10 protein-coding genes are annotated in these 15,365 nt (G+C 44.8%); 4 read left to right on the plus strand and 6 right to left on the minus strand.

The window, feature by feature from the left end:
• Positions 1-120 precede the first annotated feature (120 nt).
• From vsple_RS18770 to vsple_RS18780, 3 genes are all read left to right on the plus strand, one after another.
• Complete coding sequence (locus tag vsple_RS18770) at positions 121-561, plus strand: Lrp/AsnC family transcriptional regulator (RefSeq protein WP_261883396.1); 441 nt, start codon at positions 121-123, stop codon at positions 559-561.
• Between the two features lie 27 nt (positions 562-588).
• The gene (locus tag vsple_RS18775; protein WP_261883397.1) at positions 589-1,521 is read left to right on the plus strand and encodes a LysR family transcriptional regulator; all 933 of its coding nucleotides are present in this window, start codon (positions 589-591) and stop codon (positions 1,519-1,521) included.
• Positions 1,522-2,243: 722 nt separating this feature from the next.
• The gene (locus vsple_RS18780; protein WP_261884018.1) at positions 2,244-3,428 is read left to right on the plus strand and encodes a tetratricopeptide repeat protein; all 1,185 of its coding nucleotides are present in this window, start codon (positions 2,244-2,246) and stop codon (positions 3,426-3,428) included.
• A gap of 116 nt (positions 3,429-3,544) precedes the next feature.
• Here the strand turns inward: vsple_RS18780 and sstT are convergent, their stop codons facing one another.
• From sstT to malT, 6 genes are all read right to left on the minus strand, one after another.
• Positions 3,545-4,765: a serine/threonine transporter SstT gene (sstT, locus tag vsple_RS18785; RefSeq protein WP_032550540.1), complete on the minus strand. Its 1,221-nt coding sequence runs from the start codon at positions 4,763-4,765 to the stop codon at positions 3,545-3,547.
• A gap of 546 nt (positions 4,766-5,311) precedes the next feature.
• A complete protein-coding gene (gene rsgA, locus vsple_RS18790) occupies positions 5,312-6,379 on the minus strand; it encodes a ribosome small subunit-dependent GTPase A (RefSeq protein WP_261883398.1) in 1,068 nt (355 codons plus the stop codon).
• Between the two features lie 483 nt (positions 6,380-6,862).
• A complete protein-coding gene (locus vsple_RS18795) occupies positions 6,863-7,453 on the minus strand; it encodes an SCO family protein (protein WP_261883399.1) in 591 nt (196 codons plus the stop codon).
• On the minus strand, positions 7,450-7,887 hold the full coding sequence (locus vsple_RS18800; protein ID WP_261883400.1) for a hypothetical protein: 438 nt from the start codon (positions 7,885-7,887) through the stop codon (positions 7,450-7,452). Before vsple_RS18800 ends, vsple_RS18795 begins: the two co-directional genes overlap by 4 nt.
• Positions 7,888-8,101: 214 nt before the next feature.
• On the minus strand, positions 8,102-9,025 hold the full coding sequence (locus vsple_RS18805) for a polyprenyl-phosphate transporter (RefSeq protein WP_261883401.1): 924 nt from the start codon (positions 9,023-9,025) through the stop codon (positions 8,102-8,104).
• A 539-nt stretch (positions 9,026-9,564) separates the two neighbouring features.
• Complete coding sequence (gene malT, locus vsple_RS18810; RefSeq protein WP_255232160.1) at positions 9,565-12,273, minus strand: HTH-type transcriptional regulator MalT; 2,709 nt, start codon at positions 12,271-12,273, stop codon at positions 9,565-9,567.
• Positions 12,274-12,840: 567 nt separating this feature from the next.
• Between malT and vsple_RS18815 the strand changes: the two genes are divergently transcribed.
• A complete protein-coding gene (locus vsple_RS18815) occupies positions 12,841-15,294 on the plus strand; it encodes a glycogen/starch/alpha-glucan phosphorylase (protein WP_261883402.1) in 2,454 nt (817 codons plus the stop codon).
• Positions 15,295-15,365 lie beyond the last annotated feature (71 nt).

The raw sequence follows: 15,365 nt of genomic DNA on the forward strand, positions 1-15,365 counted from the left end.
TCCTAAATAGTGAAAATTACAGTTGTGTCTGACCGGTCACTATTCATACTAAGTGGAAACTTGGGCAATTATGTGCTTTTATTCGAGTTAAATTCATTAATTGCACAATTAAATTTACCTATGGATAGATTTGACGAAAGGATATTGCTTGAGCTGAAAGCAGACGGCAGAGTCTCCAATATTGAGCTCTCGGAGCGCATCGGTTTATCTCCGTCTGCGACCTTGCGTCGCGTTCAGGAACTAGAGAGACAAGGCATCATTCAGGGCTATCGAGCTATACTCGATAACACTTTAATGGGGGTTGGTTTTGTCGCGTATGTATCGATTGGCTTATCAAGCCACAGCAAAGCTGCACAGCAAGAGTTTGAAGACCATGTCAGTTTGGAAAAAGAGGTCGTTGAGTGCCATAACATTACAGGGGCGAACGAATACCTTTTGCGAGTGGAGACTCAAGATTTATCCAGTTATAAAAAGTTTCATGCCGATGTGCTGGGTGAATGCGCTCAAGTACAGTCCATTACAACCATGGTAGTGATGGATACGCCTAAAGACGAACGTTAATCGAATCTATTCTCTAGAGAGAGTCATGTGTTAAATACTAATCAACTATTGCTATTTCTCGATGTGGTCCAGCAAGGATCTTTTACCAAAGCGGCGGCGCTTCATGACATGGACAATTCGTCTCTGTCTAAGCAAATTAAACGTTTGGAAGTTGACCTTGGTGTACAACTACTCAACCGATCTACACGATCGTTTTCACTGACTTCTGCGGGTGAAGAGATTCTAGCGCAAGCCCGTGTTCTGCAAGACACCTTAAATCAGATTCAAGGGATTGCCGATTCGTATCAGTCTGAACCCAAAGGTGTGCTTCGGATCACCTCACCAATCTATTTTGGACAGCAGTATTTGCAACCGATCGTCACTCAATTTATGCGTCGCTATCCCGATGTTCAGATCGTACTCTCTCTGGACGATAAGATTGCCAATATCATTGCGGGAAAAATCGATATCGCTTTCCGTTTCAGTAAGTTGATTGAGTCGAACCTTATTGCAAAAAAAATAGCAGATAGCCACTTTATGTTGGTGGCATCGCACGATTTTATCGCTGAGCATGGCGAGCCCCAAACGCCACAGGATTTGTTGTCGCTACCTGCGATTATCTATACCAACGGTGATATGACGCTCGATCAATTGCGTATTAGTGAACAGCCGAATGGCGATACCTACCAAGTATTGTCACTGCAAGGCAACTATAAGGTAAGTGATGTACGTACCATTGTCTCGGGTGTCAGTGATGGCTTGGGTTATGGTTTAATGGATCAGTCCAATCTCCATGCACCAATGAAGGACCTTGGACTCGTTCAGTTGTTGCCCGAGTACCGCATTTCAACCGAAGAGACTGCTATCTATGCCGTGTACCCTCATCGCAAGCAGACAAAGTTGGTAAAAGAGTTCATTAGCTGTGTTCAAGATTACATTGGGTCACCGACTATCTGGGAAAGAATGCAGGGTGAAAAGTAGTAAGATTGATAAAACAGTGAGTTTGGGCGGTTTGAGGCATGGGTTTCAAGCCGCTTTTTTGTATTTGGTGTTTGCCGAGGAATTTTGGTGCCCCCGATTTACAATGTAAAACTGAGCAAAAAAGTGGCGTATAAATGAGGTGACCAGAGGGAGTTTAGTTACCATATAGTTACAGTGTAACTATTGTGGGTGCAGGTTATCCCTACAACTAGCCTGGCCTTGCTGCTAAACGAAACGATAGCACAGTAACAGTTTCGTGATGTTGAGTAGGGAAATATGCCGAGAGTGAGTATGATGGTTAACAAGATTAATACCAATCACAGTAAGTAAGTGATCAGAAATAGCGCAGGAAAAAGGCTTGAGAACAAGGCAGAATTTTTTGGTAAGTAGTTATTCTACAATCAAAAATTCTAACGCAGTTATCGAGCGTTTTAACAAGCTAGGGTGAGCAATTATTTACTACGATTGGTATAAAGGGCGAGATGACTGTTTTCTGCAGTGGTACCAAGTGAAGAGCTTAGGTTGGAAGCAGTATCACATCACTCACTAGCATTTCATTCTGAACAAGTCGGTTTAGCTTCTTATGGCACAAGAATCCTGAGATACTAAACTCATGATGGCTGTAGATTTTTTCTTTGGCCTACTTATCTCCATTTATCGACTGGTATCGATACAACACTAATACTAGTTGAACAAAAAACAGTTGGGACGTTATGAGCACAATGGGCATCGCTATCGGTGCAACTGCACTTTCTCTGATCTTAGTCGTCGTTTGGCTGCTCTCTTTATCTCTGAGAAAGCAACGATTGGAGCAGGAGCGTAAGGCTAGGGAGGTCGCTTATCGAAAGGCGATTGAGAAAGCACGCCTCCAAGAGAAGAAAGATCGTCTTTTTAAAGCCGAGACCGGCCACATACCTTCAATCTTGTATCTCGCCAAAGAAGCCGAACGGAATAATATTAAAGAGGCGCTCTATTGGTATGAGAAAGCGGCCCAGCAAGATAATGTCAATGGCATGTATGGCATCGTGCGATTGAGTATGAAACGCAAAGAAGACTTGATCTTAAAAGAGCAGGCTAACTTTTGGCAATTAGCGATTGCTGCTCTGGATAACGATTCCGATGCTAAGTTCAATATGGGGCAAGCCTTGATACATGGTCGAGGCACTACTAAGAACATACCGAAAGGTTATGCGTTGATTGAAGAAGCCGCCACCAGTGGGCACACCGAAGCGATGTTGTTTATGGGTGATTGGTGCCTTGACAAAGATAATTCAGATTACTCCCCAGAAAACGCTGTAGAGTGGTTTAGAATGGCGGCAGATAAACACGACCTCAATGGTAAGATTAAGCTTGGCCTGAGTTATCTGAATGGTTTAGGTGTTGAAAAAAATCACGGTCTCGGCTGTTATTGGTTAGAGTGCGCTGCGGAAAAAAACAATACTGAAGCCATGTTCCATGCTGGTGAAGCTTGGATTGATCAGGGGGAGCACGGCAACGCTATCGCCTACATCTGGTTGTTTTTATCGGCTCATTTTGGTTATGAACCTGCAAAAGCGTTGCGTGATAAAGTTGGGGGGAACCTTGGCGTTGATTCGATCGTCGGATTACAGGCGTTAACCAAGCCTATAATGACCAAACTCTCTCAAGAATCCGTAACGAAACACTCGGTTATTAAGGCGCTCAATAAACTTTATAAACGTAAAGTGCCAGTGCCTAAAAAAACAGAAGAGGGGATCGATGTTTTGCCGGAAGAGATAGCAGAAGACTCAGCGTTGGAACAGCAGTCAGCAAAGGACGTGAGTGACTACACACATGTGCCGTTTGATTCATCACCTAACAAGCCAAATAGTGGTGCTGCTAGTCTCGATTTTAGTCAGTCGACCGTTCAGCCTAGTTGGAAAAGTTAGCTCAAAAACAATCATTGAATTTCAAACATGAATCGATAAACACTGTGGTGTAGGAATTGAAGTAAACAAAAAGGGGGCAGCCAATGGCTGCCCCCTTTTGCAATCTTAATGTGAGATTAAGCGTCAGACTTTTGCTGTTCAGCCTTACATACAGCGGCAGTGAATACCACGTCTGTAGAGCTGTTCAATGCTGTCTCAGCTGAATCTTGAATTACACCGATAATGAAGCCTACCGCGACAACTTGCATTGCTACGTCGTTCGAGATACCGAATAGACCGCACGCCAGCGGGATAAGCAGTAGAGAGCCGCCTGCAACGCCAGAAGCACCACATGCAGATACAGCAGCAACCAAGCTTAGAAGGATTGCAGTGAAGATATCGATTTGAATACCCATAGTGTGCACTGCAGCAAGTGTTAGTACGGTAATCGTGATTGCCGCGCCAGCCATGTTGATGGTTGCACCTAGTGGGATAGATACAGAGTAGGTATCTTCGTCTAGATTAAGCTTCTTACATAGGTTCATGTTTACAGGGATGTTTGCTGCACTTGAACGAGTGAAGAATGCTGTAACACCTGACTCACGTAGACACTGAAGAACCAGCGGGTAAGGGTTCTGCTTAGTCTTAACAAATACGATGATCGGGTTGATAACCAGTGCGATGATCAGCATAGAGCTTAGCAGCACAGCAAGAAGTTGGCCGTAGCTTGCTAGCGCTTCGAAGCCGGTAGTTGCAAACGTTGCAGATACTAGACCGAAAATACCGAAAGGTGCTAGACGAATAATGAAGCGAACAATGTGTGAAACACTGTGGCTTAGGTCTTCGAATACCGCTTTGGTTGTCGCTGAAGCGTGGTGCAGAGCAAGACCTAGACCGATTGCCCAAGCCAGGATACCGATGTAGTTTGCGTTCATCAGTGCATTTACTGGGTTATCAACCAGTTTGAATAGCAGAGTTTGTAGAACCTCTGTGATGCCCTGTGGAGGGTTTGCGCCTTCAGCACCTGCAACCAGAGTTAAAGTGGTTGGGAACATAAAGCTCAGAACTACCGCTGTTAGTGCAGCCGAGAAAGTACCAATCAGGTAAAGCACAATGATTGGACGCATATGGGTATGCTGACCTTTCTTTTGGTTGGCGATAGAAGCAGCAACAAGAATGAATACTAAAATTGGGGCTACAGCTTTTAACGCACCTACGAACAGACTACCAAGCAGACCTGCATCTTGAGCCGCCGAAGGCGAGAACATGGCTAGAACGACACCGAATACAATACCAGCAAGGATCTGAAGAACAAGATTTCCACGAGCGATGCGGGCGAACATGTTGTGATTTTGCATAAATTACCTGCAATTGTTAACTTATTATAGTGATATTTCTTTTATAAAATGGAACCATTTTGAACTATACACTAGTCGAATGGGCGCTCATATTAGCTTGATTAATCTCAGTGTCTAGGATTAGTTTCATTTTAGTGTAATTGTTTGCGCTGTGTAGGTGTTTTGGCTTTAATTGTTAAATTTATGTATAACATATAAGATATAAATCTTTACAAATATGCATGCTCAGTTGATGTATCTGTGATTGGATCTGGCAAGAAATGGTTATGCAAACTATGTATTCAGAATTGATACCAATCACAGTAAGTAAGTGATCAAAAATAGCGCAGGAAAAAGGCTTGAGAACAAGGCAGCATTTTTCGATAAGTAGTTATTCTACAATCAAAAATTCTAACGCAGTTATCGAGCATTTTAACAAGCTAGGGTGAGCAATTATTTACTACGATTGGTATGATATCTAAAATATAAAAATGCTGCCGAGTAATCACTCACCGGCAGCATATATGGCTTTATCTTAGTTCGCTATTTGATGACTAAGTATGCATGTTAATCATCAAACTGTTTTCGATGACGGCTTTCGCTTTGAACATTGCGATACATCTTAGTCAACTGCTTAAAATTTGCGCGTTGCTGGGCTAGCGTTGCGCTGTTTCTCGCTTGTTCACGGAGCAGTTTCTGGTAGTTCTTAAACCGACGTTCAGTAAGTTCGCCACTTTCTAGCGCACGCTGAATCGCACATCCAGGCTCAGATTGATGTTGGCAATCTGAGAAGCGACAACGCATGGAAAGTTCTTCAATGTCGGCAAAGGTTTCACTGACACCTTCAGCACAGTCAGAAAGTTGCAGCTCTCGCATTCCTGGAGTATCAATCAACAAACCACCGTCTTTCAGTAAATGAAGAGAACGTGATGTGGTTGTGTGTCGACCTTTACTGTCGTCTTCACGGATCCCCCCCGTCGCTTGAGCCTGTTCAGCCATCAAAGAGTTGACGATTGTCGACTTACCCACACCAGACGAACCCATCAAAGCCACCGTTGCGCCAGATGTGCACCAAGGTGTTAGCACTTGAACCGAGTCCAAATCGAGACCGTTGACGGTTTCAATCATGAGCAACGGATCTAGAGTCTGAACTTGGCTGACTTTGGTCTCCGAGTCGTCACATAAGTCTTTTTTGGTTAAGACGATGACAGGCTCTACTTTCGCTTCATTAGCCAGTGCTAAGTAACGCTCAATACGGCTTAGATTGAAATCGTGGTTCAAGGATACGACGATGAACACGGTCGTAACGTTGGCCGAGATCAGTTGTTCTGCGACTCGAGTACCTGAAGCCTTTCGGCTGAAAAGTGACTGGCGATCCAATAATCGCTCAAATTGTTGGTTGGGTTTGAGTATCACCCAGTCACCCACTGTCATAGCGGGCAGGGCATGGTGAATCGCGAGATGGATTTCTCCTTTCTCAGAAGCAAGTGTATAACCGCTTCGGTGATGTGCGATGACGCGAGCTGCGAAGTTTTCTTGCTCGTAATCTTCAAGTGTTAGCTGTTGTTGAAAAATAGGTTTCCATCCAAGTTGCGAGAGTGAAATTGGATCGGAAAATGCGTTTTTAGAATTCATTGCTATACCTCGACATACAACTCGCGACTTTGGCGCTATTGCGATGTCAAAAAATGAGAATATGGGTCGAATTCAATAGATAGGACCCCGGGTTTTGTGCTTGTCTGCAGCGCAAACCGGGTAAAAGAAGGTGGTAATAGATTTTTCAGCTTAGTGTGAGTGATGTTTACACAATGCTTTACAACAAGTTACAGATACATGAAGTAACTTATTGGTCGTAAGGGAAAGTAAGTGGTTGTTGCCTTACGAGTAGTACGCTTCTTTTACTACGGGCGCTAATAGGTTCATTACAATCATGGACGTTCTCCTTGGTGAGTTATTGACAGTAGTAAGTATAACTCAATGTCATACCACTCGATCTTAAATTGCTTGACAACTTTAACAAAAAACCATGACAACGAGAAGCTGTCATGGTTTTAATTGTGCGAAATTGAACTGAAACTTTCACTTAATCGTGAGAGTGGTCCAAGTTCTTCATTCTATTTATAGCTTTTTAATTGCATCAACAATTGGTGCTGGCGTAAGCGTATGTGGGACCTTAGTAATCAAGGTGCCATCAGGCTTTAAAAAGTAGAAATATGAGCTGTGATCGAGTGTGTATTCAAGCTCTGAGCCTTCTAACTCTGATTTACGGAAGATCACACCGTAGTTATGAGCCAACGCTGTTGTGATATCAAGAGGGCCGCTTAATCCTTCCATATTCGGGTGGAAGTATTGCGCGTATTCATAAGATGCTTCTGCAGCATCACGTTCTGGGTCTAAAGAGATAAACATCGGGCGAACGTTCGCAACCTCTTCTTCAGATAGCTGATTGAGCGCCCCAGCCAACATGGCAAGTGACGTTGGGCAAACGTCGGGGCAGCGTGTGAAGCCAAAGTACACAATGCGCACTCGAGCATCACTTTCGTCGAAGATCTCTACCGGTTGGTTATCTTTACCAAATAGGGTAGTTGCCGAGATCTGTTGCTCTTTCTCTAGTTGCATCTGAGCTTTACTCTGTTCATCAAGGTAGGTTTTGATCCCGAATCCGAGTACGAATGCAACGACTAATGCGAGTGACCAGTTTTTACTCATCTTTCCATCCTTATTGCAGGGTGTACCGTATTATTGCCGTCGGTTAATTCACCGAGCCATGTCATCTTGTCCATGGTACACACAGGTAAAATGACGTCACCTTGGAATGTATTCCCTTCGGTGCGCTTTAATTGAAATCTTGCCGTACCCATCTCCATTTCTAAACCACTGAGTGATAACTGAAGTTGGTCAGAACTGGTGCCATCCCAAGTGACGGTTAGAGTGGCAGGAATCAGAGGTTGAGCGGTATCGTGCTCAAACACCATGGTGACCGAGTCTTGAGCGCACTCTTGCGTGCTCAACATACAGTACTGACTGATGTCTTGCTCTGTTTGAGTGTCTAGCGCGTGAGTAACTTGCTCGAGTAGTTGTGGGCCAAAGAAGCCGGCAAGCAGGGCGGCGCTTACCATCGCAACCTTAAGTGCTGGGTGCATAGGGGCTCTCATCATTCCTTATATTGAGGGGCGATGGTATCACAAAGCTCATTACGTGCTTGTATCAAAAAACAATTTTGTGCGGAGGGTAGAAGCTTTGTTGTGGTGATTAAGCGGGATATTGATCAATGGGTTCGTTGGATAAATCAGATATAAAAAAGCGAAGCTGCTTGCTTCGCTTTGAGTGCTTGTTTGCTGATTACTATCTACTGCTCTATTGATGACCGTTTCGCTCTGCGAATTTCTCTAGGCCAAGTACCAATAGAATCGCTGCCATCATCATGATTACCGCTAGAACCAACTGTGATGGTTGAGAAGTAATAGATTCAAATTCAAATGGAGAAAGATTTTCTTGAATCAACGGCACTTGCTCGCCCTTGGAGTTAGTGCGCCAGCTGATGGTCTCTTTCCAAGGCCAGATTTTTGGCAAGGTGCCAATCATTAAGCCTGTTAGGAATACTAATGTTATATCTCTGAATGAGCGCAGTAGCCAAGAAAGCACGTGAGAGAAGCTTAACAGACCGATTACACAGCCAGAAAGAAACAGCAGTAGGATGTCAATTTGGAATCCCTTTACAGCAGCAAGTACAGGTGTGTACATGCCGATAAGTAGCAAAATGAAACTGCCGGAGATACCTGGAAGGATCATCGCACAGATTGCAATCGCGCCTGCAAGCATGACATTAATGCTGGTTGGTTCCATATGCAGTGGTTTAAGAACCGTGATGCTATAAGCAAAAGCAATACCGAGTAACAGAAATAGACCACGTATTGCGTCGCGCTTTTGAACTTGCTTGAGTATATGGAAGACCGATACCAATATTAGACCGAAGAAGAAAGACCATAACGGTACAGGGTGCGCGACCAATAACCAAGAGATCAGTTTTGCTAAGGTAGCGATACTGGTGAATACACCACCAAATAGAGCAATTAAGAAAAAGCCATTAATGTGGTCGAATGCTGCTTTGAAGCCTTCACGTTTCCAGATGCCTAAAACACTGGGGTTGATTCGACGAATGCTTTCTAGCAGCGTGTCATAAATGCCAGTAATAAAAGCAATCGTGCCACCCGACACACCAGGCACAACATCGGCTGCACCCATCGCCATGCCTTTAAAAAAAGTACTTAAGTAGTTCATTTGTCTTTAAGAGTTAATAATGGTTTGGAGCAGTATACAAACTTTGGTGTAAAAAAAGTATGAATATGCATTCAGGGGAGATCACTTTAATTTTTTGTTCACAGAATCTGGATAGGCTGTCTCATTAAATTCATGTCAGGAAGCAAATTTATCAACCTGACGCTGCACTTCAGTTTGATTTATCTTTTGTTGAAATGAAATTGATTTCTTATTTATATTGCGTTTTATTTGCATAATGCAATTGCGTTTTGCAATTTTAGTATTGCTTAGGGAGGTTTTTTTGCGATGTTCTCCCCAAAAATCTGCGCTTTTAAAGTTGGCACGCATCCTGCTTTAATTAGATTGACCCTTCTTAAGCCGAGGGTCACCTAGCCAACTGACGTTGTTAGTGGACCTAATTCTTGTTCACACATATATAGAGCCAATCGCCAATATTGCGGTTGGCTATTTTTTTGTCTGCAAGTTGGTGTCGTCTGTTTTATAAGCAAAAAAAAGCCAGTCACCATTAGCGACTAGCTGTTCTTTTTTCTCGAATCTCTTTAGTATCCCATTAACTGCAATAAGTTCTCAGCGGTACTGATCGCTTCTTTACGGTTGGCGATATTTAACTTCTGGTACAAGTTACGAATGTGGGTCTTGATGGTTGTCCCTGCCACATCCAGCTCTTGTGCGATCTGCTCGTTACTAAAGCCTGAGTAGATTAGCCCCAGTACTTGCCATTCGCGTTGCGTGAGTGGGCTAGTACGCACAAGCTCAGGAATATTAGGGTGGTTGACCAAGTTCTCGACAAAGTCTTCATCGAAGTGTACAGAGCGGCTGCGCTGGGTGGTTGAGATGTCCTTCATGATCTGTTGCGCACGGTGGCGTTCTAGATCGCCTAGGCCAGGTTTATTACTCAGCTTATCAAGAATGTGTCCAATCGTTGAACCATCAACAAGGAAGTTGCCGACCATACCGGTTTGGTTGGTCATGTGTAGCGCTTCTTCAAGTAGAATGCGCGCACTCTCTTCATCGTTGGTTTTGATTCGCAGTACCGCTTCAACAATCAAGTTGCGGTTGGTGTCTGTCACTAGATTAGAGCGTTTTGCCTCACTCTTCAAAAATAGCAGGGCTTCTTCAGCTTCTTCAAACTGCTCCAACATGATGTGCGCGCGTACGATGTTACGCCACTGGAGTTGGCAGAAGTGGTTACTCGCTGACTCAGGGCGAACTGCTACGTTCAACCAATCTTGAATCGAATCTTTATCTCCTTTCACCTGCCAGAACAGTAGAAGTGAAAGAGAGGCGTTCGCTGTCCAATCTACATGATAAGTGGATTGGCGCAGAAGGTGCTGAATCTGGTCGATAAATTTGGCCGCTTTATCAATTTCACCACGGCTCAGTGCAATCCGAGCTAGCATAGAGTAGCTGTGCAGGTGCTTGCTTGGCGAGTGGTGACCAAGAATATCTAATCCTTTGTAGCAGCACTCTTCCGCTTCGTCTAAGCGGTTCCAACACCAACAGATCTGAGCACGCACGCGCAACAGGAATTCATGAAGTGGTACGTATTGTAGTTGATGCTCTTCGATAAGCTTAAAGGCACTGTCTTGAAGTTCGAAAGCCGCTTGAACGTACCCCTGTGCTATCAGGATTTCGCTCTGTTGCAAAATCGCCCACAGTGCTTGATGGTATACCTGATATTGGCGTGCCAATTTCTCGGTTTGTTGCATCATAGGCAATGCGCGGCTTAAGTTGCCCATTACATGGTTAACTTCACCTACAACCGAAGTGGCAACGATACGGCTGCGGTAGACGGTAGTATTGAGTTGGCTTAGTGCCAATTCTGCTAGCTCGAGTGCCTTTTCAGGTTCGTTGCTGTTAATGGCAACTTGGGCTCGGAGTGCGTTGTACTGACCTTGCTGCTGGGTATCAAGCTCAATATTACGGGCCTGATATTGAGACTCTGCCTCTTCTAACAGTGTGCCTACTTGGTCATAGCGGTGTTGGCTCTGCGCTAACCAAGCACGCAGCATCGACAGTTTTGGGTCACTGTAAAGCTGATCTGGCGTTAGCTGTTTGATCGCCATCTCTAATGAAGAGAGTTCCCCTTGGTTAAACATCTGCCAGCCGTGAGTACCTAAGATCTGGACAATTAACTCAGCATTGTTGGCTCTTTGCGCATGGCGAAGAGCTTGGTGAGGCGTGTTCTGCTTTAGCCACGCTTGGGCGGCTGCATTGTGCAGCTCTGCTTCTTGCTGAGGGATGCGCGCTTGACGTTCGTGAGCTAAAAACTCAGCGAATAGATTGTGGAAACGGTACCAGTTTTTCTCACCCTCTAATGGGTAGATAAACAGTCCAAACCGGTTGAGAGACTCAATCATTCCTAGTGCGTCTTCACGTTGAGTGAGTGCACACACCAACTCATCATTAAAGTGATCTAACACAGAGCACTGCATTAAGAAGTGACGAGTCTCTTTGTCCAGCAAGTCAAAGACTTCTTCTACTAAGTAATCCCAGAGGTGGGCGTGATTAAAGTGAGAAACCGATTCTGCCGATTGAGCAAGTGTACGCTTTTGATGCTGTGCTTGTAGAGCTATCAACTGCAGTGCGGAAGGCCAACCTTCTACATAGGCACAGATGCTGCCCGCTGTGATGTCATCAACGCCATCCGTAACGCGTTGATTAAAGAAGCGGGTCGTCTCTTCTGTATCAAATGCCAACGAGTCGTTACCTAACTCTATCATCAGGTCACGTACGCGTAAGTTTGCTGTGCCAAGTGGTGGTGTCCCGCGACTCGTGACAACAAGCGTTAGGTTGTCTGGCATATGTTTCAAGAAGAAACGCATCGCTTCATGCACATCGTCATTGTTAACAAGGTGGTAATCGTCGAGTACAAGGAAGCACTCATGATGAAAGTTCGCCATTTCAGCGAACACTTCACTCAATAGAGAGTGCAGTGATGAGAACTGACGTTTTTCCGCTAATTTTTGCGCGTTAGGGCAGGCGTTTTGTGTCGCTTTATTGAGAGATTGCAGCAGATAGTTGATGAAACGGAAAGCGTCATTGTCGCTATCGTCAATGCTGTACCACCCGACGTTAGGTTTATCCACCAACCATTGAGCGGCCATCGTCGTTTTTCCGTAGCCTGCAGGGGAGCGGAATAATACAAGCTTATAGCAGTCGGCATTTTGCAGCAGATCTAATACGCGTGGTCTTAAGATTGCGTTGTGTAATCGCCCCGGGCGAGTCAGTTTAGACGGGATCCACATGTCGAAGGTTACCTATTCCGTAGCTCTTATCTCTATAAGGAGAGTCGATTGTGTATAACCGACCATCAGAACAAAAGCCGTTATGAATTAATTCTGAGGCTATGTTACGTGAAGAAAAATGGCACAGACCATGATCAGCCTCAGAAATCTTGCACTGTGGCATGTTTTGACTCAGCTACGCCCTATAAATGTGACATTAATCACCAAATGATGTGGTTTGCGATCGTGATATTGCTCAGTTCTACACGTGAATTTATGTAAAAGGTGAGAATAAGAAAAATATTTCGTGATCCAAATATCAGAACTCGCAAGAAAGTGAAAATAGGTAAACAAAAATTTCATCATTCAAAGTTAAGTTATGGAACGGGGGCTTGTGATCATAATCACTCCTATTTTTTATTCTGGAGCTGAACATGAGATTTAGATCACTAACCCAACGTCAGTACGCCCCCTACGCCCTTTCATCTACTCCTAGTCAGCCGTTAGACCGGGATGATGTTTAGTTAATTGTGACCATGCACGATATGTCACAGATGAATTAGAAAAAATAAAAGCGAGATTTCTGAAATGAAAGCAACTCAGCAAAAAACTTTTGATAAAGTGTCGTTCCAAGAAAGTGTTAAGAAACATCTGTCTGCAACCTACGCAACAACAGTAGAAACAGCGGACAGCCGCGCATGGTACCTAGCAATGGGACGTGCTCTAGCAGAACTGACAACATTCGATCTGCTTGCTACTGAAAATGATGAGAAGATTAAAAACGCCAAGAGCGTTAACTACCTATCTCTAGAGTTCCTCATTGGTCGTCTAACAGGTAACAACCTGATCAGCATGGGCCTTTATGAGCAAATCACTCACGCAATGGAAGAACTAGGTCAAAACCTGACGGATCTTCTAGAAGAAGAGCGTGACCCATCACTAGGTAATGGTGGTCTAGGTCGTTTAGCAGCATGTTTCATGGATTCGTGTGCAGCTCAAGAATTCCCAACAGTCGGTTACGGCTTACACTACGAATACGGCCTATTTAAGCAGTCTTTCGAAGACGGTCGCCAAAAAGAAGCGCCAGATGCATGGCGTGGCGTTGAAGGTTACCCTTGGGAGATTGCTCGCCCAGAACTGGCACAAGAGATCGGTTTCTACGGTCACGTTGAAGTGGTTGAAGAGAACGGGAAACAAGTTCGTAAATGGGTTCCAGGCATGTCTGTTAAAGCAATGCCTTGGGATCTACCAATCGTTGGTTACGAGTCAGATACTGTTTACCCACTGCGTCTTTGGGAATGTCAGGCTATTGCGCCATTCTCACTAGCAAGCTTCAACAACGGTGACTACTTCGAAGCACAACACGCGCTAATCGATGCTGGCAACATCACTAAAGTTCTATACCCGAACGACAACCACGAAAAAGGTAAGACTCTTCGTCTAATGCAGCAGTACTTCCACTCTGCAGCGTCTGTTCGCGATATCCTACGTCGCCACGAAGCAGCAGGTTTTGCTCTAGCGGATCTGCCTAAGCAAGAGACTATTCAGCTGAACGACACGCACCCAACAATCGCTATCCCAGAGCTAATGCGCATCCTAATCGATGAGAAAGGCCTAGATTGGGATACCGCTTGGGATATCAGTGCAAACACGTTCGCATACACGAACCACACACTACTTCCTGAAGCTCTTGAGACTTGGTCTGAGTCGCTAATCCAGCGCCTACTTCCACGTCACATGGAAATCATTTTTGAAATCAACCACCGCTTCCTACAAGACGTTCGTAAAATGTGGCCTGGCGATGGTGAGAAGCAAGCTAAGCTGTCTATCATCCAAGAAGGTTTCCACCGCATGGTTCGCATGGCAAACCTATGTGTGATTGGCTCTTACAAAGTAAACGGTGTAGCAGCGCTTCACTCACAGCTAGTTAAGAAAGACCTATTCCCTGAATTCAACGAGATCTTCCCAGGCAAACTGACTAACGTAACGAACGGTATTACGCCACGTCGTTGGTTGAAGTTCTGTAACCCAGGTCTATCTGCGCTAATCACAGATAAGATTGGTTCTGAGTGGCCGGCGAAACTTGAGCAGCTAGAAGGTATTGCTAAGTACGCGACAGACGCTAAATTCCAAAAAGAGTTCATGGCTGTTAAGAAAGAAAACAAACAGCGTCTTGCTGATTGGGTCCAAGAGAACATGGGTATCGAGCTAGATACTAACGCTATCTTCGACGTACAAATCAAGCGTCTGCACGAGTACAAGCGTCAGCACCTAGACTTGCTACACATTCTATCTTTATACCACCGTATCCTGAACGAACCTGGTTTCGAGTGTGAGCCTCGCGTTTGTTTCTTCGCAGCGAAAGCAGCTCCGGGTTACCACCTAGCGAAAGAGATCATCTTCGCGGTGAACAAGATTGCTGAGAAGATCAACAACGATCCACGCATTGGCAACAAACTGAAAGTGGTATTCATCCCTGATTACCGTGTAAGCATGGCTGAAATCATCATCCCAGCAGCAGACGTTTCTCAACAAATCTCGCTAGCGGGTAAAGAAGCATCGGGCACGGGTAACATGAAGATGGCTCTAAACGGTGCTCTAACTATCGGTACGATGGATGGTGCGAACGTTGAGATTCGCGAAGAAGTTGGCGAAGAGAACATCTACATCTTCGGCCTAGACGTTGATGGCGTTCAAGCGGTGAAAGCACAAGGTTACAACCCTTACGACTACTACCACGCAGACCCACTACTGAAAGCGTCACTAGACCTACTAACGGGTGAAGAATTCACTCCAGGTCAACCAGGTCTACTACGTGCGACGTTTGATAGCCTGCTCGATGGCGGCGACCCATACCTATGTCTGGCGGACTTCGCTTCTTATGTGAAAGCACACGAAGAGATGGACAAGCAGTACAAAGACCAAGCGGGCTGGGCTAAGAAAGCCATTCTTAACACCGCATTGGTTGGTAAGTTCACATCAGACCGCTCAATCCGCGACTACGTGAACAACATTTGGAAACTAGAAGCGGTTAAACGTTAATAGACTCCAGACTAGCCAAGGCAGTTTCTGCCTTGGCTCAATTAGTTGGCTCAAAGCTAAATTGAAAATTA

This window comes from Vibrio pelagius (assembly GCF_024347575.1).
Taxonomy (GTDB): domain Bacteria; phylum Pseudomonadota; class Gammaproteobacteria; order Enterobacterales; family Vibrionaceae; genus Vibrio; species Vibrio pelagius.

Coding starts and splice junctions, on each gene's coding strand:
- vsple_RS18770 (WP_261883396.1), top strand. CDS start 121: ATGGATAGATTTGACGAAAGGATATTGCTTGAGCTGAAAGCAGACGGC.
- vsple_RS18780 (WP_261884018.1), top strand. CDS start 2,244: ATGGGCATCGCTATCGGTGCAACTGCACTTTCTCTGATCTTAGTCGTC.
- sstT (WP_032550540.1), bottom strand. CDS start 4,765: ATGCAAAATCACAACATGTTCGCCCGCATCGCTCGTGGAAATCTTGTT.
- rsgA (WP_261883398.1), bottom strand. CDS start 6,379: ATGAATTCTAAAAACGCATTTTCCGATCCAATTTCACTCTCGCAACTT.
- vsple_RS18795 (WP_261883399.1), bottom strand. CDS start 7,453: ATGAGTAAAAACTGGTCACTCGCATTAGTCGTTGCATTCGTACTCGGA.
- vsple_RS18800 (WP_261883400.1), bottom strand. CDS start 7,887: ATGCACCCAGCACTTAAGGTTGCGATGGTAAGCGCCGCCCTGCTTGCC.
- vsple_RS18805 (WP_261883401.1), bottom strand. CDS start 9,025: ATGAACTACTTAAGTACTTTTTTTAAAGGCATGGCGATGGGTGCAGCC.
- malT (WP_255232160.1), bottom strand. CDS start 12,273: ATGTGGATCCCGTCTAAACTGACTCGCCCGGGGCGATTACACAACGCA.
- vsple_RS18815 (WP_261883402.1), top strand. CDS start 12,841: ATGAAAGCAACTCAGCAAAAAACTTTTGATAAAGTGTCGTTCCAAGAA.